The sequence below is a fragment of the Humitalea sp. 24SJ18S-53 genome (assembly GCF_050632385.1).
Taxonomy (GTDB): Bacteria; Pseudomonadota; Alphaproteobacteria; order Acetobacterales; family Acetobacteraceae; genus Humitalea.
On record NZ_CP192599.1, the window covers coordinates 4,593,040 to 4,610,565 of the forward strand.

Genomic DNA, 17,526 nt, shown 5'->3' on the forward strand with positions numbered 1-17,526 from the left:
GATGTTCAAGAAAGTCCTGATCGCCAATCGCGGCGAAATCGCGCTGCGGGTGCATCGCGCCTGCCAGGAAATGGGCATCCGCACGGTCGCGGTGCATTCCACCGCCGACGACACCGCGATGCACGTGCGCCTGGCCGATGAATCGGTCTGCATCGGGCCGCCGCCGGCGCGGGATTCCTACCTCAACATGGCGGCCATCCTCTCGGCCGCCAGCATCACGGGCGCCGAGGCCATCCACCCCGGCTACGGCTTCCTGTCCGAGAACGCCAATTTCGCCGAGATGGTGGAGGCCCATGGCCTGGCCTTCATCGGCCCGACCGCCGAACACATCCGCATGTTCGGCGACAAGATCGCCGCCAAGGACACGATGCGGACGCTGGGCGTGCCGCTGGTGCCCGGCAGCGACGGCGCGCTGCACACGCTGGAAGAAGCCCGCGCGGTCGCCGAGATCGTTCAATACCCCGTGCTGATCAAGGCCGCGGCCGGCGGCGGCGGACGCGGCATGAAGGTCGCCCGCACCGCCGACGAGCTGGAGGACGCCTGGCGCCTGGCCCGGACCGAGGCCAAGGCCGCCTTCGGCGACGACAGCGTCTACCTGGAAAAATACCTGGACCGGCCGCGCCACATCGAATTGCAGGTGATGGCCGACATGTACGGCAACGTCGTGCATTTCGGGGAACGCGACTGTTCGCTGCAACGCCGCCACCAGAAGCTGGTGGAGGAAGCCGGTTCCCCCGCGCTGAACGCCGCCGACCGCGAGGCCCTGGGCGCGCAGGTCACGCGCGGCCTGTCCGGCCTCGGCTACCGCAACGCCGGGACGCTGGAGTTCCTCTGGCAGGATGGCCAGTTCGCCTTCATCGAGATGAACACCCGTTTGCAGGTGGAGCATCCGGTGTCGGAAATGATCTCCGGTGTCGATCTGGTGAAGGAGCAACTTCGCATCGCCGCCGGCGAGCCGCTGGGCTACGGCCAGGATGCGATCCGCTTCACCGGCCACGCGATCGAATGCCGCATCACCGCCGAGGATCCCGAGACCTTCGCCCCCTCACCCGGCCGGGTCACGCAATTCCACGCGCCCGGGGGCCTGGGCGTGCGGGTGGATAGCGCCCTCTACGCCGGGTATTCGGTGCCGCCGCATTACGACAGCCTGGTCGCCAAGCTGATCGCGCATGGCACGACGCGGGCCGAGGCGATCGCGCGGATGCGGCGCGCCTTGCAGGAAATGGTGATCGCCGGGATCAAGACCACGGTGCCGCTGCATATCCGCATCATGGACGACCCGGAGTTCCAGGCCGGCGACTACACCATCCATTGGCTGGAACGGTTTGTCGCGCGCGGGGCCGGCTAAACACCCTCCCGCAGCGGCGCCAGGGTCACGATATGGGGTCCGGCCGCGGCGCAATCCGTGGTCAGCATGAAGAACGACCTTGTGTGCTGGGCCGCCAGATGCGCGGTCGCGGCGGCCTGGTCGGCCCAGCGGGCGACGGTCGTCACCTCCCCGGTGCGGGTCGCCGAGACATAGAGATCGTAGTCCAGGCACCCAGGTTCCGACCGGGTCGCGGCCATGAAGCTCGGCATCGCCTGCAACAGCCGCAGCCAGCACTCGGGCCGTAGCCGCAGGCGGGAGACGACATGCACCTCCGGCACCAGGGCCAGGTCCTGGGGGTCGGCATCGATGGTTGTCACATCCCGCATTGGTGCTCTGCCTCCATGGTCGCGCGATCATCACGCCGCCGTGAGGCATACGCGGCACGGCTGGTTTCGGATGCGTTGCGGCGATGATCACGAATTCGTGATCCTTGTCGTCGCGTGGCCTGCCGGCCGCCGGCGTGCCATTCTGCGGCCGTGCGCCAACGCCCTCTTGAGATCACGCCGGACCTGATGCTGCGCGCCTATCGCGCCGGCATCTTCCCCATGGCCGAGGCGCGGGACGCCAACCGCCTGCATTGGCTGGACCCGGACCCGCGCGGGGTGCTGCCGCTGGACGCGTTCCACCTGCCGCGCCGGCTGAAGCGCACCGTGCTGTCCGGCCCCTTCACGGTGACGGCGGATGCCGATTTCGGGGGCGTGATCCTGGGCTGCGCCGCGCCGGCGCCGGGGCGCGAAGGCACCTGGATCAACACCGAGATCGAGACCCTGTTCCGCGCGCTGCACGGCATGGGCCACGCCCATTCGGTGGAGGTGTGGGAGGCGGGCGACTTGGTCGGCGGCCTCTACGGCGTGGCGGTCGGGGCGGCGTTCTTTGGCGAGAGCATGTTCAGCCGGGCGCGGGATGCGTCAAAGGTGGCCCTGGTGCATCTGGTGGCGCGGCTGAAACTGGCGGGCGCCAGGCTGCTGGATACGCAGTTCCTGACCGGCCACCTGGCGCAATTCGGCGCGTTGGAGATCCCGCGCGACGACTACAAGGCGCTGCTGGCTGCGGCGGTCGAGCAGCCGCTGAACTGGGTGGCTGCACCCGATCCGGCGATGCTGGAGGCGGCGATCCGGGCGCTGCGGGATTAGGCGCGTCGCGCCAGGGGCGATGCCTCGGGGGCCACCCAGGCCGGGCAAAGGCTGCGCCAACGGATGGTCAGCCCCCCGTCCTCGGCCAATGCCGGGCCGAGCGCCGGGGTCAGGTCCCCCGCCCCATCCGTCCAGCGCCAAGTGATCGCATGGCCCCGTTCGACCCCGTGGAAGCCACGGGCCAGGCGCGCATCCTCGGCATCGATGGTGGCACCGGCCCATTCCATCCGCGTCAGGGAGAGGCCCAGCAACCGGCCATCCGCCGACGCCATCGCGCCCAGCCGCGCGCAAGGCGACAGCAGCAGAACGGATCGGCTGCCACCAGGCAGGCGGAACCGCGCCTCATGCGGCCCGATGCTTTCGGGGCGCAGCATGCGGCCATCCACCAGCAGGGCCACGGCGGGCACCGGGTCGCGGCGCCAGCCCAGCGCATCGGCCCGTGCCGCCAGGGTCCGCATCAACACGGCCGATGCGGCGGCCCCCATCACCGGCGCGCAAGGGGTGGCCGGGCCGGGTGCCAGGGCTTCGGTCGGCCCGAACAGCCCGCGGTTGCCGTCATCCAGATAGGTCTCGGCGGCAGCGCCTTCGGCCAGCACGATGTCGTGGCTGGCCAGTTCGATGTGGTGGTAGATGACCTGGGCGCAGGTGTCCTGGGTGATCGTCGCGCCATTCACCAGGGCTTCGGCATGCACCAGATGCCCGTCCAGCAGCAGCGCATGGCTGGGACTGACCAGCAGGTCGTGATGCGGCACGCCATCGGCCAGCGCGCCGGCGCGGATGCGGATCGGCTGGGCGCGGCGGGGTTCGGGGTGGCGATAGGGGGCGACGCGGCGCTGCCCGGTCCAGACCAGGGGACGGTCGCCGCCGGGGGTGGTGACAAGGTCGCCGGCGCGCAGGGATTCGACGGGTACTTCGCCGCGCGGGGTCAGGATGGCAGTGCCGCGGACGTAGCAGGGCAGGTTCTGCAGCGCGGCGGGGAAGGTGTAGGTGCCGTCGCTGAACTGGAAGAACTCGACCTGGCTATGCCCCGAAATCGACACCGTGTCGGTGCCATCGGGCGATCCGGGCCTGAGGTCGGTGAAATAGCGGTAGTCCGACCACCGATCGAATGCAGCGTCGACGTCATGCCTGTGGATGTAGACCGTTTCAAAGCCGGTCAAACTCGTGGGCGAGGCATGCTGCGTGATGGCGTAGTCGGCCAAGGCGCCGCTGAAGATGACTGTGTCGGTGCCATCGAAGCCGCGAATGATGTCGTTCCCGGCCCCGCCGGTCAGCGTGTCGTCACCGCCCAGCCCCAGCAGCGAGTCATTGCCCTCACCGCCGATAAGCGTGTCATCGCCAGTGCTGCCGCCGATCCTGTCGTCACCGGCGCCGCCATCGGCGTAGCTGCCGCCCTCGGTATACCCCCCGGTCCCGGCGGCCAGATCGATGAAGCCCTCCGGCCGGCCGTCGATGTAGTCATTCCCGGCCCCGCCCTCGAACCGGTCGCCGCCGCCCCGGGCCGCCAGATAGTCGTCGCCATCACCGCCCAGCAGGGTGTCGTGGCCGCCCGACGCAATCAGGCGGTCATTGCCCCCCAGCCCGGACAAGGTGTCGTCAGCGCTGTCACGGTAAACATCGAGACCGTTTTCACCGAAATCCTCATGATCCCCGATGACGTCGTCGCCTTCGGTGCCGGTCAGCGTGTCCGCGCCGGAGGTGCCATGGATCGGATCGGCCATGCGTATTCCCCTGCCATGCCGGACGAGATTGGCACACGGGCGGCTTCACGACAATTTCGTAACAATCGACACATAAAACCCGCTAACCCGCCCAAAACCTCGCCATGGCGACATACAGCGGGATCCCCAGCGCGATGTTGAACGGAAACGTGACCGCCACCGACAGGGTCAGGTAAACCCCAGCATCCGCCTGCGGCAGTGCCAGGCGCATCGCCGCCGGCACCGCGATATAGGATGCCGACGCCGCCATCGTGCCCATCAGCGCCACCCCGCCGACCGACAGCCCGATCCCCAGCCCCGCGCCAATCCCGACCGCGGCGCCGAACAGCGGCATCAGCAGGGCGAAGGCCAGCAACCGCGGGTCCAGCGCCCGGGCGGCTTCCGGCGACCGGCGCCGGGCCTCGATCGCGGCGCGCAGCTGGCGGGTCGCGACCAACCCCATCTCCAGCAGGAACAGGCAGAGCGCGCCGGGGAACAGCGCCTCGGCAAAGGGCAGCAGTTGCGCCTTGGCGGGTGCGCCCCCGGCCCAGCCGATCGCCATGCTGCCCAGCAGCAGCACGACCGGGCCGCCGGCCAGGACCTCCCGCACCAGACGGGGGGTGCTGCGGGGCGCCTTGGCGCCGGCGGGGCTGCCGGCCAGCAACAGGGCGGTCACGATGGCGGGCGCTTCCATCGCGGCCAGGACGGCGGGCATGAAGGCTTCGGGCTGCATGCCGGCCGCGTTCACCGCCTGGGTCGCGGCGGCGAAGGTGACGACGCTGACCGACCCGTAATGCCCCGCCACGGCGGCGGCGGTCGCGCGATCCAGCCCCGTCGCCGCCCGCAACGCCGCGAACGCCGGGACCGGCAACAGGAAGGACAGCGACACGCCCAGCGCCAGCGCCGGCAGCAAGCCGACCGAGGCCCCGGGCGCCGCGAGCGCAAAACCACCCTTCAGCCCGATCGCCACCATCAGGTACAGCGACAGCGCCTTGGCCAGTGCATCCGGCAGGGCGAGGTCGGATCGCACGGCCGCGGCGAAGGCACCAAGGGCGAAAAACAGGACGGGCGGCGGGATGGCTTCCATGGCGTCGCTATGGACCTGGGCGCCGGTCCGGGGAAGATACCAATGCTGCGGCCGGATTTCTCCCGGCCGACCCGCGATCCGGCAGGCGATTCGCCGCAATGAAGTTACAGGTCACGGGTTCCATTCCGGCAAGACATGGCGGTGCCGCGAAAAATCTCGGGCCAAATCGAAATTGCCGCTTGCGGCGCGTCGGGGGGGGGCCTATCAGCCCGCTTAGACGCAGTACGCACGTGCCTCTGGCCCCAGGCCGCTCCGAACCGACATTTTTCGGTCGGCCAAAGGTTTACGCAACGACGTCAAGCGTTCTGGCACCCCCCATCGCTGCAAGGCGGTGGGGTCACTCTTGGTCGCTGGTTCGTTCGACCGTTTCGTTAACTTGGGGCCGCCGCCTGATACGGGCCGGTCCATACAATTTGGAAGGATGTTGCGATGACCCCCAAGGTCAGCCGCTTCCTGCGCGACGTCGCCCCCGCGACGCCGTGCCTGGTGCTCGACGTGGATCGCGTGGCGGAAAACTACGGCCGGCTGCATGCAGCCCTGCCGGCCGCGCGCATCTATTACGCCGTGAAGGCCAATCCGGCCGCCCCGGTGCTCGACCGCCTGGTGGCGCTCGGCTCCTCCTTCGACGCCGCGTCGTTCGAGGAAGTGTCGATGTGCCTGGATGCCGGCGCCGATCCGGCGCGCATCTCCTATGGCAACACGATCAAGAAGGAATCGGCGATTCGCGCCGCCTTCGCGGCCGGCGTGCGGATGTTCGCCTTCGACAGCGAGGCGGAGCTGCGCAAGCTGTCCCGCGCCGCCCCCGGCGCCCGCGTCTATTGCCGCATCCTGGTCGGCAACCTCGGCGCCGAATGGCCGCTGTCGAAGAAATTCGGCTGCGAGGTCGGCGAAGCCCGCCGCCTGATGCTGCTGGCCGAGGGCCTGGGCCTCGATCCCTATGGCCTGTCCTTCCACGTCGGCAGCCAGCAGACCAATACCGACGCCTATCGCGCCGCCATCGCCCGCGCGGCGATGCTGTTCACCGACCTGACCCAGGCCGGCGTGAACGTCCGCATGGTCAACCTCGGCGGCGGCTACCCGGTGCGCTACCGCGCCGAAGTGCCCGAGATCGACGCCATCGGCGATGCGATCATGGGTGCCATGGCCGAACACTTCGGCAATGCCATGCCGGAGATGGTGATCGAACCCGGCCGCTTCCTGGTCGGCGACGCCGGCGTGGTCTCGGCCGAGGTGGTGCTGGTGTCGCGCAAGTCGCAGGACGATCCGGTGCGCTGGGTCTACCTGGACATCGGCCGTTTCGGCGGGTTGGCGGAGACGGAGGGCGAGGCGATCAAATACGCGTTCCGCACCCCGCATGACGGCTTGGCGGAAGGCCCGGTCACCATCGCCGGCCCGACCTGCGACAGCACGGACACGCTCTACGAGACCTCCAACTACCGCCTGCCGCTGGCGCTGGACGAAGGCGACCGGGTCGAGATCCTCTCGACCGGCGCCTATGTCACGACCTATGCCAGCCAGCGCTTCAACGGTTTCGCGCCGCTGGCGGAGCACTACGTCTAGAGCATTTTCAAGTCAGGTGGACTCACCTGACGGCTCGGAAAATGCGACAAAACAACAGATTAGACCGTTTTACGTGAGCCCTTGCGAACGGAAAATGGTCTAATCGGGGGAGGCGAACGCCTCCCCTTCGCGGCGTTTCCATGTCTAGGATGCCGACATGGACGAAATCGACCGCAACATCCTGATCGCCTTGCAGGAAAACGGGGCCGCGGGCCTCGCTGAACTCGCCAAGGTCGCGGGGCTGTCGGTATCGGCCACGGCCGAGCGCGTGAAACGGCTGGAGGAACGCGGCACGATCCGCGGCTGGCGCGCCGACCTGGACCCGGTCGCCGCGGGCTGCGCGCTGCTGGCCTTCGTCTTCGTCGCCCTGCGTGCGGGCAAGGAGGATGTGGCCTTTCGCCGCGCCATGCGACGGCTGGACCCGGTGCTGGAATGCCACGCGGTCAGCGGGGCCTGGACCTATCTGCTGAAACTGCGCCTGCCCGACCTCGCGGCCCTGGAGAGCTTTGTCGCCGAGGAGATTCGCGCCGCCTCCGGCGTGGAGCGGACCGAGACGATCATCGCGATCGCCTCGGCCAAGGAAACCGCCATCCTGCCGGTGGCGGCGGCGGATGAGGAAGACTAAGCCCTAAGACGTCACCGGCCGTGCGCCCATCGCCGTCGTCCGCTCATCCATCCGCGCATCGTAGCGCAGCCCGCGCCGGACGCCCCAGAGGTTCACCAGCTGGAACAGCGGCAGGATGGCCTGGTCGTCCATCGCCACCTTCACCGCGTCCTGCAGCAACCGCTCGCGCCCCGCATCATCCAGTTCGGCGACCGCGCGCGCGGTCATCGCATCCAGTGCCGGGTTGCTGTAGCGGCCGTTGTTGCTGGCCCCGGTCCGCGCCGCCTGGTCGTAGGTGCCGAGGACATTGACCAGCGTGTAGGAGGCCTCACCGGTCACGCTGCCCCAGCCTAGCAGGCGGATGGCGAATTCCTGCCGCGCGTTGCGGCCGGAGAAGGACGCCCAGGGCAGCGCCTCGACCTGCGTGCGCACGCCGGCACGGGTCCACATCTGCGCGACCGCCTGGGCCGTGCGCGCATCATTCGGGTAACGGTCGTTGGGGGTATGCAGGGTCAGGCGGAAGCCCTGCGGGAAGCCTGCCTCGGCCAGCAGCGCGCGGGCGCGGTCGGGCGAGAACTCCGGCACCGGCACGGCCGGGTTGTACGAAAACACGCCCGGCGGCAGCCATTGCCCGTTCGGTGCGGCGGTGCCCTCCATCACCTGTTCGCAAAGCGCCACGCGGTTGATCGCCACGCTCAACGCCTGGCGCACGCGCAGGTCCAGGAACGGGTTCTTCTCCAGCGGCCGCCCGTCATTGTCGGTGACGAAGGGGACCGATCCGGTGCGGGAGTAATCCGGGAACAGGTAGATGACACGCAGGCCCTGGACCTCCGCCACCGTCACCCGTGCCTCGCGCCGCAGACGCGGCAGGTCGGAGGTCGCGACCTGGTCGATCAGGTCGACATCCCCCGCCAGCAAGGCCGCGGTGCGCGCCGGATCGGACCCGATGAAGCGGTAGTTCACCCGGGCCCAGGGCTCACGCTCACCCCAATAGGCATCGTTGCGTGCCATTTCGGTCCGGTCGCCGGACCGGTAGGCGATCAGCTTGTAGGGGCCGGTGCCGATGGCCGCGCGGCCGCTGTTGTAGTCATCCGTCGTCGCACCCTCACCCACATGCTTGCTCACGATGGCGATCGAGGCGAGTTCGGTCGGCAGCAGCGGATGCGGTTGCGCCGTGTGGAAGCGGATGGTCATCGGATCGACGACCTCGGTCCTGGTGATGGCCCGCACGAAGCCGCCGAAGCCGCCCGGGCTGTTCGGCACATTGGGCGCGCGGGCGACGGTGAAGGCGACATCGGCCGAGGTGAAGGGCTGCCCGTCATGCCAGGTCACATTCGGCCGCAGCTTGAACTCCCAGATCGTCGGCGCGACGGGCGTCCAGGACAGCGCGAGGCCGGGCAACAGCTTGGCGGTGGCATCGCGTTCGACCAGCCGGTCGAACAGGTGCATCGACACGGAGATATTCGGGCTGGCGTTGTAGAAATGCGGGTCCAGGCTGGTGACCGAACCGCCGACACCGATGTTAAGCGTCGGCCCGGCCGCCGTTTGGGCCTGGCCATCCCGCCCGATGAGCGGCAGCGCTGCCAAAGGGGCGAGCAAGGCGTGGCGACGTTGGAGCATCTGCGTGCAACCTTTGATGTGAGGGCCCGAAGGGCGAAAGGAGGCAGCCTAGCGACCCGCGACGCGCGCTGCTAGCATTGCTGATCAGCGCAGGGGTGGAGCCTTCATGTCCAAAATCCGGGTCGCGGCATTGGCCGCCGTATCGGTGATATCGGTAACGGCCGGCGCCTCGGCGCAGCGCCCCGCGGATACATTGATCATGGCGGTGGGCGCACCGGTCACCAGCCTCGACCCGCATTTCCATCAACTGTCGCCGAACAACGCCGTCGCCGACATGATCTTCGACAAGCTGGTCAATACCGACGCCCAGGCCCGCAACATCCCCGGCCTGGCGCTGTCCTGGACCGCCGTCGCGCCGACCATCTGGGAATTCAAGCTGCGGCCGAACGTGACCTTCCACAACGGCAACCCCTTCACCGCCGATGACGTGGTCTTCACGATCGAGCGGCTGCCGAATGTGCCGAACAGCCCCTCCTCCTTCGCCGCCTACGCACGGCCGATCGCGCGGATGGAGGTGGTCGATCCGCTGACCATCCGCTTCCACACGCGCGAACCCTATCCGCTGCTGCCGCTGGACATGACGAATGTCCGTATCCTGGACCGCGAGACGCACCAGAACGCGACGACCGAGGATTTCAACGGGCTGCGCGCCGCCATCGGCACCGGCCCCTATCGCGTCACCGGCTATCGCAACGGCGACCGGCTGGAACTGGCGGCGAACGAGACCTATTTCGACGGGCGCCCCGCCTTTGGGCGGGTGACCTACCGGATGATCACCAATGACCCGGCGCGGCTGGCATCCCTGCTGGCGGGCGACGTGGATGTGATCGACCAGGTCCCGACCTCCGATCTCGCCCGGCTGCGCGCCGACAACCGGGTCGCGCTGGCGGAAACCGTCGGGCTGCGGCTGGTCTTCCTCGGGCTGGATCACCTGCGCGGGGCGTCGGAGAATTCGCCCTTCGTCACCGACAACGACGGCCGTCCGCTGGGGCGGAACCCGTTGAAGGACGTGCGTGTGCGCCGGGCGCTGTCGATGGCGATCGACCGCCAGGCGATCGTGGAGCGCGTGATGGAGGGCGCCGCCACCCCGGCGGGCCAGTTCCTGCCGCCCGGCACCTATAGCCATGCGCCCAACCTGACGGCGACCGCCTTCGACCCCGATGGCGCCCGCCGCCTGCTGGCCGAGGCCGGCTACCCCAACGGCTTCCGCATGCAGTTGAACAGCCCGAACGACCGCTACATCAACGACAGCCGCATCGCCCAGGCCGTCGCGCAGATGTGGACGCGGGTGGGCGTCCGGACCTCGGTCGATGCGCAGACCTGGGCGACCTTCGTCGGCCGTGCGGCGCGCGCCGAATACTCCACCCACCTGATCGGCTGGGGGTCCAACCCGGATGCGTCGCACCCGCTGCGGAACATCCTGGCGACGGTCAGCCGCGAGCTGGGGCGCGGTTCGTCGAACCGGGGACACTACTCCAACCCCGAGGTGGACGGCCTGCTGAACCAGGCGCTGGTGGAGTTGAACGAAGCGCAGCGCGAACAGATCATGATCCGCGCCCAGACCATGGCGGCCGAGGATGTCGCCGTCATCCCGCTGCACATCCAGACCAATATCTGGGCGATGCGGCGCGGCTACGACGTCACGCCGCGTACCGATGAACTGACCCGCGCGCAGGACGTGCGGCCGGCGGCCCAGTAAGCACGTGACCCTCTATCTTATCCGCCGGCTGTTCCAGGCGCTCCTGGTCATGCTGGCGATGTCGGTGATCGTGTTTGTCGGCGTCTATGCCATCGGCGACCCGGTCGAGATCCTGATCTCGCCCGACGCCGACCAGGCGGAGCGCGCGCGCGCCGTCGCGGCCCTCGGCCTCGATCTGCCGCTGTGGGAACAGTATCTCGTCTTCCTCCGCCGCGCGCTGCAGGGCGATCTGGGGCGGTCCTTCGTCTACAATGAGCCGGCGCTGAAGCTGATCCTGCAGCGCATGCCCGCGACCTTGGAACTGGCGGTGTCGGCGACGGTGCTGGCGATCCTGGTCGGGCTGCCGCTCGGGCTTTACGCCGGGCTGCGGCCGGACAGTGTCGGCGCCAAGACCATCATGGCGACCTCCATCCTCGGCTTCTCGCTGCCGACCTTCTGGGTCGGGCTGATGCTGATCATGGTCTTTGCGGTGCAACTTGGCTGGCTGCCATCGACCGGGCGCGGCGATACGCTGGAACTGCTGGGCATAAGATGGTCGTTCCTGACCGCGGATGGGCGGGCGCATCTGGTGATGCCCGCGCTGAACCTTGCCCTGTTCAAGATCAGCCTGGTCATCCGCCTGACCCGCGCCGGCGTGCGTGAGGCGATGCTGATGGACTACGTGAAGTTCGCCCGCGCCAAGGGGCTGTCGCCCTCGCGCGTGACCTTCGTGCATGTGTTCAAGAACATCCTGATCCCGGTGGTCACGGTGACCGGGTTGGAGTTCGGCAGCACCATCGCCTTCTCCGTCGTCACCGAAAGTATCTTTGCCTGGCCCGGGATGGGCAAGCTGATCATCGACAGCATCAACGTGCTCGATCGCCCGGTGATCGTCGCCTACCTCATGATCATCGTGTTCATGTTCATCATCATCAACCTGGTGGTGGACCTGACCTACTCGATGCTCGACCCCCGCGTGCGGCTGGAAAGCAAGACCACATGAGCGCCGCCACGTCCCTGCCCCGCGTCGAAACGCCGCTACAGCGTTTCGTCGCGCAATTCCTGGAAAGCCGCGTCGCGGTCGGCGCGCTGATCGTCTTCGTGACGATCGTGCTGCTGGCCATCTTCGCGCCCTGGATCGCACCGCAGAATCCCTACGACCTCGCCCAACTCGACATCATGGATGGGCGGATGGAGCCCGGGACGGTGGGTGGCGATGGCTTCACCTTCTGGCTCGGCACCGACGATCAGGGGCGCGACATGCTGTCGGGCATTCTGTACGGGCTGCGTATCTCGCTCGTGGTCGGCGCGGGTTCCGCGTTCCTGGCGGGCGTCATCGGCGCCTCGCTCGGCATGCTGGCGGCCTATGTCGGAGGCAAGACCGATACGCTGATCATGCGGCTGGTCGACCTCCAACTGTCCTTTCCGGCGATCCTGGCGGCGCTGATGATCCTGGCCTTCCTCGGCAAGGGCATCACCAACGTGGTGATCGCGCTGGTTTTTGTGGAATGGGCCTATTACGCGCGCACCGTTCGCGGATCGGCACTGGTGGAACGCCGGCGCGAATACATCGAAGCGGCACAGTGCCTGGCACTGCCGACACGCCGCATCGTCTTCGTGCATCTGCTACCAAATTGCCTGCCGCCGCTGATCGTCATCGGCACCATCCAGGTGGCGCGGGCGATCGCGCTGGAGGCGACGCTGTCCTTCCTCGGCCTCGGCGTGCCGATCACCGAACCCTCGCTCGGGCTGCTGATCGCCAATGGCTACGAATACATGCTGTCCGGCAAATACTGGATTTCCTTCTATCCGGGCATCGCCCTGTTGGTGACCATCGTGTCGATCAACCTGGTCGGCGACCATCTGCGCGACGTGCTGAACCCGAGGCTGCAGAAGTGAATACTCTCGACGTCACCGGGCTTCGCACCGAATTCTTCACCCGCGCCGGCGTGGTCAAGGCGGTGAACGACGTGTCCTTCTCCGTCGCCCGCGGCAAGGTTTTGGGGCTGGTCGGCGAAAGCGGGTCGGGCAAGACCGTCACCGGCTTCTCCCTGATCGGCCTTGTCGACCCGCCGGGCCGCATCGTCGCGGGGTCGATCAAGTTCCAGGGGCGCGAATTGGTCGGGCTGCCGGAAGGCGAAATGCGAAAGCTGCGCGGCAACCGCATCGCGATGATCTTCCAGGACCCGATGATGACCCTGAACCCGGTCCTGCGCATCGACACGCAGATGATCGAGACGGTGCAGGCCCATTCCAACGCCAGCCGCGAAACCGCCCGCCAGATGGCGCGCGACGCGCTCGGCATGGTCGGCATCCCGTCGCCCGATGAACGGCTGCAATCCTATCCGCACCAGTTTTCCGGCGGCATGCGCCAGCGCGTCGCCATTGCCATCGCGCTGCTGCACCGGCCGGACCTGATCATCGCCGACGAACCGACCACGGCGCTGGACGTGACGATCCAGGGACAGATCCTGGCCGAGGTCCAGAAACTCGCGGCCAATACCGGCACCAGCCTGCTCTGGATCACGCATGACCTGTCGGTGGTCGCCGGTCTCGCCGACGATATCGTCGTGATGTACGCGGGCCGCATCGTCGAACAGGGCGATGTGGGCGAAGTGCTGGACGCGCCGCTGCATCCCTATACCTCCGGCCTGCTCGGCTCCGTCCCCAGCCGCAACAAGCGCGGCGAACCACTGCGGCAGATCCCCGGCATGACGCCCTCCTTGCTCTCGCTGCCCGTCGGCTGTGCCTTCCGTGCCCGCTGCCCGCAGGCGGGTGAGGATTGCCTGGTCGATCCCCCGTTCCCGGAGGTCCTGCCGGGTCGCTTCGCCCGTTGCGTGCGGCCGTTGCTGGAGACGGTGGCATGACCGCCGTCCCGATGATCGAACTGCGCAACGTCTCGCGCCGCTTCGAGAAGAAACTCGATTTCGCCGGCAAGCTCGCCAAGAAAATCGGCGTGCCTGTGCGTGAGGAAGTGGTCCATGCCGTGGACGGCGTGGACCTGTCAGTGATGAAGGGCGAGGTCGTCGGCCTCGTCGGTGAGTCCGGCTGCGGCAAGTCGACGCTCGGCCGCATGGTCGCGGGCATCATGCCAGCCTCGGGCGGCCAAGTGTTCCGCGAAGGCGTGGAGGTGAACACGCTCAGCGGCGCCGCGGCACGCCACGCGAAACTCCGCACCCAGATGATTTTCCAGGATCCCTACGCCAGCCTGAACCCGCGCTTGCGCGTGCAGGACATCGTGGGCGAGGCGCCGCTGTTCCACGGGCTGACCGATCGCAACGGCCAATCCGACTACGTCGATGACCAGATGCGTCGCGCGGGTCTCGATCCCGCCTTCAAGCGCCGCTACCCGCACCAGTTTTCGGGCGGCCAGCGCCAGCGCATCGGCATTGCCCGCGCGCTGGCCGTGCAGCCCGACTTCCTGGTTTGCGACGAAGCCGTCGCGGCGCTGGACGTGTCGATCCAGGCGCAGGTGCTGAACCTGTTCATGCGGCTGCGGGCGGAGTTGGACCTTACCTACCTCTTCATCAGCCACGATTTGGGCGTGGTCGAACACCTCTCCGACCGCGTGGTGATCATGTATCTCGGCCGGGTGGTGGAAGAAGCACCGTCCGAGGAAGTTTTTGCCCGCGCCAACCACCCCTATACGCAGTCGCTGCTGGCCGCGGTGCCGCGGATCGAGGCGCGGAAGAAAGTGTTCAACGTGGTGAAGGGCGAAATCCCCTCACCGCTCGACCCACCGCCCGGCTGCCATTTCCACCCGCGCTGCCCGCACGCGATGGATATCTGCCGCGTTGAACGCCCGGTGTTGCGCCAGATCGCGCCGAATCATCGCAGCGCCTGCCATCTGAACGACGTGGCCTGACCTTTCCGAACCAGCCAACACGGGTCTAGCCTCTGCGCAAAGAGGCTGGAGGAAGCCCCATGCGCTGGATTTTTTGCGTGCTGCTGGCACTGGCGACGCCTGCCCAGGCGTTTCCCGACCGGCCGGTGACCATCGTCGTCGGCTTCGCGCCAGGCGGTGCCACCGACACCGTGGCCCGCGTGCTGGCCGAACGCCTCGCACCACGCCTCGGCCAGCCTGTGGTCGTGCAGAACGTGCCCGGCGCCGGCGGCACCCTCGGCGCCGATCGCGTCGCCAAGGCTCCACCGGATGGGCACATGCTGGCCTTCGTGCCATCCGCCCATTCCGTCGTACCGGGGCTCTTCGCGCGGCTGCCCTTCGATTCGGTCCAGGATTTCGCCCCGGTCGCCTTCGTCGGCGACAGCGCGAATATCCTGGTCGTGACGCCCACCCTGGCCGTCACCGACCTGCCGGGATTGCTGACGCTGTCGCGTGCCGGCGGGCCGCCGCTGCTGTTGGGGTCCGCCGGATTGGGCGGCTTCCAGGCCGCGACCGAAATGCTGCGCATCGAGACGGGCATGGTCTTCGAACGCGTGCCCTATCGCTCCGGCGCGCAGGCAGCACTCGACGTGATGGCCGGGCGCACGCAGATGATGTTCGCCAATGTGGTCGAGGTGTCCGAGCAGGTGCGTGATGGCCGCCTGCGCGCCCTGGGCGCCACCAGTGCCACGCGCGCGCCCCTGCTGCCGCAGGTGCCGAGTTTCGTCGAACTCGGTTTCCGCGATTTCCAGGCCGATAGTTGGTTCGGGCTGCTCGCCACGCGCGGCACGCCGGAAGCCAGCCTCGATATCCTGCACCGGGCGGTGAACGCCGTGCTGGCCGAACCCGGCGCGATCGAGGCGATGCGCCGCGTCGGCGTCGAGGCCCGGGCCATGAGCCGCGCCGATTGGGCGGCCTTCCTCACCGACCAGACCACACGATGGACGGCAATCGCACGCGCATCCGGCGCCCGCGCCGAATAACCCCCTCCGAATAACAAGGAAACACCCATGCGAGGCAAGTTCCGCGGGATCTACCCGATCCTGTACACCTACTTTGACGACCAGGAGCGGTTGGACCGCGACGCGATGCGCAAGCAGGTCGAAGCCTGCATCCGCGGCGGCGCGCATGGCATCGCGATCCTCGGCTTCGTCGGCGAGTACTACAAACTCACCCTGTCGGAACGCCGCACCATCATCGAATGGGTCTGCGAGGATGTCGCCGGGCGCGTGCCCGTCGCCGTCACCGTCAACGAGCAATCCGTCGCCGGGCAGATCGAGATCGCCCGCGCCAGCGAAGCCGCCGGCGCCGCCTGGCTCATCCTGCAACCGGCCCAGATCAAGGGGCTGACCGAGGCTGCCCATGTCCGCTTCCTCGGCGCCGTCGCCGCCGGGACGAACCTGCCGGTCGGGGTGCAGAACAACCCGGGCAGCATGGATATCGCGCTATCGACCAACGCGCTGATCGCGCTGAACCGGAACCACCCCAACTGCTGCCTGATGAAGGGCGAAGGGCACATCCTGTATGTGAAGCGCCTGGTCGACGAAACCGGCGGCGCCTACGACATCTTTAACGGCAAGGCCGGGCTGGAACTGCCGAACACCCTGCGTGCCGGCTGCGTCGGCATGGTGCCGTCACCCGACGCCTTCGATGTGCACGTCAAGGTTTGGAACCTGCTGGAACAGGGCAAGCAGGCGGAGGCCGAAGCGCTGCACCGCACGATCCTGCCGCTGTACAACTTCATGATGATGCCCGGCGCGTCGGAGCATTACTGCTGGTACGGCAAGGCCCTCTTCGCCCGCCGCGCCGGCATCGCCGTCACGCACCAGCGGCAGCCGGCCGTCGTGCCGGATGCCTTTGGCGAGGCGATTGTCGCCGAATACGCGTCCGCACTGCCCTCGCTGGCAGGCTAACTCAGCGGCACTGGGCCCTGGTGCGCAGCGACTGCGACCGCTCCGTCTGCGCCCCCGTCAACCGGGGGAATTCGCTGCGGAGCTGGTCCAGGGTCGCACAGGCTTCCCGCCGCGCATTGAAGCCGACAAAGGAGGTGGCCAGGCCCAGCAGGGCTTCCGGCGCACGGCCGGACTGGGTGTTGCGGCGATAGGCCTCGTCGAAGGCGAGGGCCGCGCTCTGGAACTCGCGCTTGCCGACCAGGGCATCGCCCAGAAGGATGCCGGCATCCTGCGCACGGGCGCCCGGACGGTTGGCGAGCACTTCCCGCGCAGCCGTCTCGGCGGCCGTGAAGTCGCGCCGGCCCAGGGCTGCCTGGCCTTCCTGTAGGGCACGCTCCGGCGGACGGCTGGGGACGGCGGCCGGGGGTGGCGGCGCGGATGGGCGTGGCGGCGTCGGGGCGCCCGGGGCCGCGGCCGGGGGCGCGCCCGGCGTGGCAGACGGCGGCGCGGCCGGGCGGTTGCCGCCCTCCAGCGCCTGCAGCCGGAAGTCCATGTCGCCCTGCAATTTCGTCATCTGCTCGGCCAGGGTGCGATCGCGGAAATCGCCCTCGTCGGCACGGCCGCGCAGACGGCGGACCTCTTCTTCCATGGTCGTCACACGATCCAGCAGGCCCGCCAGGATCTCGGGCGAACCGGCACCGCCGCTTGAACGCGGCGCGGGGATCGGCACGGGGGCGACACTGCCGCCACCACCACCGACGCCGCCACGGCGCAGCATTTCGATTTCCTGCCGCAGTTGCAGAAGCTGGTTCTGCAGCGCGATCCCCTCACGGCTTTCGATCTGCGCCGCGGCGGGCAGGGCCGCGCCGAGGATCAGCAGAAACGTGAGGGCATAACGGGCACGGATCATCGACCAAATCCCCCTCGCGTCACCGGCGACCACATGGCCGGTTTGCGGCTGGATGGCGGCCGGTGGCCGCCATCACCTTCATTCAGTGCA

The 17,526-nt window shown here is 68.3% G+C and carries 16 protein-coding genes; 11 read left to right on the forward strand and 5 right to left on the reverse strand.

Annotated elements, in window-relative coordinates; all coding sequences use genetic code 11:
* The first annotated feature begins 1 nt into the window (after nt 1).
* Complete coding sequence (gene accC / locus ACQW02_RS22060) at nt 2-1,348, forward strand: acetyl-CoA carboxylase biotin carboxylase subunit (protein WP_431282061.1); 1,347 nt, start codon at nt 2-4, stop codon at nt 1,346-1,348.
* On the opposite strand, the gene ACQW02_RS22065 is transcribed toward accC, so the two are convergent.
* The gene (locus ACQW02_RS22065; RefSeq protein ID WP_431282062.1) at nt 1,345-1,695 is read right to left on the reverse strand and encodes a putative quinol monooxygenase; all 351 of its coding nucleotides are present in this window, start codon (nt 1,693-1,695) and stop codon (nt 1,345-1,347) included. The two genes, accC and ACQW02_RS22065, sit on opposite strands and share 4 nt — an antisense overlap.
* A gap of 186 nt (nt 1,696-1,881) precedes the next feature.
* Here ACQW02_RS22065 and aat point away from each other — a divergent pair, with 186 nt between their 5' ends.
* Nucleotides 1,882-2,502, forward strand: a complete 621-nt coding sequence (gene aat, locus ACQW02_RS22070) for a leucyl/phenylalanyl-tRNA--protein transferase (protein WP_431285955.1) — start codon at nt 1,882-1,884, stop codon at nt 2,500-2,502.
* Here the strand turns inward: aat and ACQW02_RS22075 are convergent.
* Nucleotides 2,499-4,223 carry a Hint domain-containing protein gene (locus ACQW02_RS22075; RefSeq protein WP_431282063.1) on the reverse strand — a complete coding sequence of 575 codons (1,725 nt, stop codon included), beginning with the start codon at nt 4,221-4,223 and terminating at the stop codon, nt 2,499-2,501. The two genes, aat and ACQW02_RS22075, sit on opposite strands and share 4 nt — an antisense overlap.
* 82 nt (nt 4,224-4,305) lie before the next feature.
* A complete protein-coding gene (locus tag ACQW02_RS22080; protein ID WP_431282064.1) occupies nt 4,306-5,289 on the reverse strand; it encodes a sodium-dependent bicarbonate transport family permease in 984 nt (327 codons plus the stop codon).
* A 429-nt stretch (nt 5,290-5,718) separates the two neighbouring features.
* Between ACQW02_RS22080 and ACQW02_RS22085 the strand changes: the two genes are divergently transcribed.
* Entirely contained in the window at nt 5,719-6,849 is a 1,131-nt protein-coding gene (locus ACQW02_RS22085; protein WP_431282065.1) for a type III PLP-dependent enzyme, read from the forward strand.
* A 157-nt stretch (nt 6,850-7,006) separates the two neighbouring features.
* Nucleotides 7,007-7,474 (forward strand): Lrp/AsnC family transcriptional regulator, encoded by a 468-nt coding sequence (locus tag ACQW02_RS22090; RefSeq protein WP_431282066.1) that lies wholly within the window; start codon nt 7,007-7,009, stop codon nt 7,472-7,474.
* 3 nt (nt 7,475-7,477) lie between these two features.
* Here the strand turns inward: ACQW02_RS22090 and ACQW02_RS22095 are convergent, their stop codons facing one another.
* A complete protein-coding gene (locus ACQW02_RS22095) occupies nt 7,478-9,073 on the reverse strand; it encodes an ABC transporter substrate-binding protein (RefSeq protein WP_431282067.1) in 1,596 nt (531 codons plus the stop codon).
* A 106-nt stretch (nt 9,074-9,179) separates the two neighbouring features.
* Here ACQW02_RS22095 and ACQW02_RS22100 point away from each other — a divergent pair, with 106 nt between their 5' ends.
* Genes ACQW02_RS22100 through ACQW02_RS22130 form a run of 7 tightly spaced genes read left to right on the forward strand, consistent with a single transcriptional unit; the run spans nt 9,180 to nt 16,547 of the window.
* Nucleotides 9,180-10,772 (forward strand): ABC transporter substrate-binding protein, encoded by a 1,593-nt coding sequence (locus ACQW02_RS22100; RefSeq protein WP_431282068.1) that lies wholly within the window; start codon nt 9,180-9,182, stop codon nt 10,770-10,772.
* Between the two features lie 4 nt (nt 10,773-10,776).
* Nucleotides 10,777-11,754: an ABC transporter permease gene (locus tag ACQW02_RS22105; RefSeq protein WP_431282069.1), complete on the forward strand. Its 978-nt coding sequence runs from the start codon at nt 10,777-10,779 to the stop codon at nt 11,752-11,754.
* Nucleotides 11,751-12,650: an ABC transporter permease gene (locus ACQW02_RS22110; RefSeq protein WP_431282070.1), complete on the forward strand. Its 900-nt coding sequence runs from the start codon at nt 11,751-11,753 to the stop codon at nt 12,648-12,650. Before ACQW02_RS22105 ends, ACQW02_RS22110 begins: the two co-directional genes overlap by 4 nt.
* Entirely contained in the window at nt 12,647-13,618 is a 972-nt protein-coding gene (locus ACQW02_RS22115) for an ABC transporter ATP-binding protein (protein WP_431282071.1), read from the forward strand. The genes ACQW02_RS22110 and ACQW02_RS22115 overlap by 4 nt, the downstream gene beginning before the upstream one ends.
* A complete protein-coding gene (locus tag ACQW02_RS22120; protein WP_431282072.1) occupies nt 13,615-14,616 on the forward strand; it encodes an ABC transporter ATP-binding protein in 1,002 nt (333 codons plus the stop codon). The genes ACQW02_RS22115 and ACQW02_RS22120 overlap by 4 nt, the downstream gene beginning before the upstream one ends.
* 59 nt (nt 14,617-14,675) lie before the next feature.
* Complete coding sequence (locus ACQW02_RS22125; RefSeq protein WP_431282073.1) at nt 14,676-15,617, forward strand: Bug family tripartite tricarboxylate transporter substrate binding protein; 942 nt, start codon at nt 14,676-14,678, stop codon at nt 15,615-15,617.
* Between the two features lie 27 nt (nt 15,618-15,644).
* Nucleotides 15,645-16,547 (forward strand): dihydrodipicolinate synthase family protein, encoded by a 903-nt coding sequence (locus ACQW02_RS22130; RefSeq protein ID WP_431282074.1) that lies wholly within the window; start codon nt 15,645-15,647, stop codon nt 16,545-16,547.
* Nucleotide 16,548: 1 nt separating this feature from the next.
* Here the strand turns inward: ACQW02_RS22130 and ACQW02_RS22135 are convergent, their stop codons facing one another.
* The gene (locus ACQW02_RS22135) at nt 16,549-17,436 is read right to left on the reverse strand and encodes a tetratricopeptide repeat protein (RefSeq protein ID WP_431282075.1); all 888 of its coding nucleotides are present in this window, start codon (nt 17,434-17,436) and stop codon (nt 16,549-16,551) included.
* Nucleotides 17,437-17,526 lie beyond the last annotated feature (90 nt).

Coding starts and splice junctions, on each gene's coding strand:
- accC (WP_431282061.1), top strand. CDS start 2: ATGTTCAAGAAAGTCCTGATCGCCAATCGCGGCGAAATCGCGCTGCGG.
- ACQW02_RS22065 (WP_431282062.1), bottom strand. CDS start 1,695: ATGCGGGATGTGACAACCATCGATGCCGACCCCCAGGACCTGGCCCTG.
- aat (WP_431285955.1), top strand. CDS start 1,882: ATGCTGCGCGCCTATCGCGCCGGCATCTTCCCCATGGCCGAGGCGCGG.
- ACQW02_RS22075 (WP_431282063.1), bottom strand. CDS start 4,223: ATGGCCGATCCGATCCATGGCACCTCCGGCGCGGACACGCTGACCGGC.
- ACQW02_RS22080 (WP_431282064.1), bottom strand. CDS start 5,289: ATGGAAGCCATCCCGCCGCCCGTCCTGTTTTTCGCCCTTGGTGCCTTC.
- ACQW02_RS22085 (WP_431282065.1), top strand. CDS start 5,719: ATGACCCCCAAGGTCAGCCGCTTCCTGCGCGACGTCGCCCCCGCGACG.
- ACQW02_RS22090 (WP_431282066.1), top strand. CDS start 7,007: ATGGACGAAATCGACCGCAACATCCTGATCGCCTTGCAGGAAAACGGG.
- ACQW02_RS22095 (WP_431282067.1), bottom strand. CDS start 9,073: ATGCTCCAACGTCGCCACGCCTTGCTCGCCCCTTTGGCAGCGCTGCCG.
- ACQW02_RS22100 (WP_431282068.1), top strand. CDS start 9,180: ATGTCCAAAATCCGGGTCGCGGCATTGGCCGCCGTATCGGTGATATCG.
- ACQW02_RS22110 (WP_431282070.1), top strand. CDS start 11,751: ATGAGCGCCGCCACGTCCCTGCCCCGCGTCGAAACGCCGCTACAGCGT.
- ACQW02_RS22120 (WP_431282072.1), top strand. CDS start 13,615: ATGACCGCCGTCCCGATGATCGAACTGCGCAACGTCTCGCGCCGCTTC.
- ACQW02_RS22125 (WP_431282073.1), top strand. CDS start 14,676: ATGCGCTGGATTTTTTGCGTGCTGCTGGCACTGGCGACGCCTGCCCAG.
- ACQW02_RS22130 (WP_431282074.1), top strand. CDS start 15,645: ATGCGAGGCAAGTTCCGCGGGATCTACCCGATCCTGTACACCTACTTT.
- ACQW02_RS22135 (WP_431282075.1), bottom strand. CDS start 17,436: ATGATCCGTGCCCGTTATGCCCTCACGTTTCTGCTGATCCTCGGCGCG.